Origin of the sequence: Anabaena sp. AL93, from assembly GCF_001672085.1 — a bacterium.
Classification (GTDB): Bacteria; Cyanobacteriota; Cyanobacteriia; order Cyanobacteriales; family Nostocaceae; genus Dolichospermum; species Dolichospermum heterosporum.
In genome coordinates this window covers 1-1,983 of record NZ_LJOU01000200.1, presented here as the reverse complement: position 1 = coordinate 1,983, position 1,983 = coordinate 1, and the positions used below count along the sequence as shown (strand labels likewise).

General features: G+C 35.7%; 2 protein-coding genes. Both read left to right on the top strand.

Features of this window, described 5'->3' with window-relative positions; genetic code table 11:
• Nucleotides 1-1,494: 1,494 nt before the first annotated feature.
• Nucleotides 1,495-1,710 carry a gas vesicle structural protein GvpA gene (gvpA, locus tag AN486_RS26415; RefSeq protein WP_015080752.1) on the top strand — a complete coding sequence of 72 codons (216 nt, stop codon included), beginning with the start codon at nt 1,495-1,497 and terminating at the stop codon, nt 1,708-1,710.
• Between the two features lie 105 nt (nt 1,711-1,815).
• A partial coding sequence (gene gvpJ, locus AN486_RS26410; RefSeq protein ID WP_290603048.1) for a gas vesicle protein GvpJ occupies nt 1,816-1,983 on the top strand: 168 nt, incomplete at its 3' end.

Genomic DNA, 1,983 nt, shown 5'->3' with positions numbered 1-1,983 from the left:
TGTGGGTATCACGAACACGCCGATATTGGTGCTGCCAAAACAATTAGAGATAGAGCTTTCAAAACTTGTATTGAGCGAAGTCGAAATATAGTACGTGGGGACTCCGCGAAACTTGCTGTTTAACAGCTAAACGCCCAAAAGATGAGCCAGTGCGGTATTGGGGTCTCTCCAAGTAAAGCAACTAGCAGTATCAGCACGCACTTTTGTGCAAACGTGTTGAGTTTGGGAACCTGTGCAAACAGGATATTAGGATTGCAAAATTTTAAGAATCTCAGTGGCTTCAGCCCTGAGAGTGTCAACGAATTACCCCACCCCGGTTTTGCTAAAGCAAAACCTACCCTCCCCTTACCAACTACCGTGTACACACAAATCATCAGATCCCCCTAAATCCCCCTTTCCAAGGGGGACTTCAAGAAAATTTCCCCCCTTTTTAAGGGGGGCTAGGGGGGATCAAAACCCTGTTAGGCAACTTGATCAGACTTCTGTGTACACCGTAGCCTTACCAAGGGGAGGGGTTTTAAACTGACAAAAACTTCACTTTAGGTTTCAAGATGGATGAGGTAAGTACCTGGATAGAATTAATTACTATTATTTATTTACCAATCCTTTGTCCATTAAGGATTTCAGTCCAAATATTTGTGTAATTAATTTTGTCTCATTACTTATATCTATAGGAATTTGATTGGAGTAGCCATCACGAACTAGTTTACTTTTCGTTACATAAGATACTGCGTTTTTTCCTGCCCATCTACTATTAAGTATTAATACTTATTTGTGTAGCTTTTTTTCATTAAAACAATTTGTAAAAGTTCACGTAATTTAGGCTGTATATATAAAGATCCAGTTTGATCTTTAAAAGGAAAGGATACGTAGGGTGTGTTAGCGACATTCCAAAGCACCATTATCAAAGATTTTATGCATTCAAGATTCCATCTGATCACGCTAGAATACTTAGTTATGTATGGCCACGTATGCTATCAAAAATACAATAGTAATCATATGGAAAATACAATAGTAGTCATAGAAAAAATACAATAGTAGTCATATAGACAAAATATGTAATGTGCTTTTTAGATATTTCAAGGTAATTTTTAATGGATAATTTTACCACTTAGGATTTGCTAATAGATCCTAGAGTGGCGTTAGATGTTATACATGAAACCCTTACACAGTAATAATTTTACGGATATTAAATAATAATAATAATAATATGCAATAAACAAGCGTTATTCTATAAATTCATTACTGTGTAACTTTCTTAGCGGTCTCTAAGTTTGAAAAATATTATGCTATCCAGATTTTGTACGTATTGATGATTTAGCATGATGTATATTTTCACTTAATTTCATTTTTCTCTCATTTTCTGTGACTCATAAACTTTACATTTCTTGACGGAATTTTACTTTACATCATAAAAATTAGATGATAGTTTGTTTAAGGGTTAAGAAATTACTTAACCAATAGTCATAAAACTAACAACAAGGAATTAAAAAAATGGCAGTTGAAAAAACCAATTCTTCCTCCAGCTTGGCAGAAGTTATTGATAGAATCCTCGACAAAGGTATCGTAATTGACGCTTGGGTTCGTGTTTCCTTAGTTGGTATCGAATTACTAGCAATCGAAGCTCGGATCGTTATCGCTTCCGTTGAAACCTACTTGAAGTATGCTGAAGCAGTTGGTTTAACCCAATCAGCAGCAGTACCTGCTTAATTTAATTAAGCAAGTTCCCAAGTTAGAAAATAACCATGACTCATATTTATAGTTATTAACCTCATTACCCAAAATTCCGACAACAAATAACAAGGAATTAAAAAAATGGCAGTTGAAAAAACCAATTCTTCCTCCAGCTTGGCAGAAGTTATTGATAGAATCCTCGACAAAGGTATCGTAATTGACGCTTGGGTTCGTGTTTCCTTAGTTGGTATCGAATTACTAGCAATCGAAGCTCGGATCGTTATCGCTTCCGTTGAAACCTACTTGAAG

Excerpts from the sequence above, each read along its gene's own strand:
- gvpA (WP_015080752.1), top strand. The coding sequence starts at position 1,495 with ATGGCAGTTGAAAAAACCAATTCTTCCTCCAGCTTGGCAGAAGTTATT.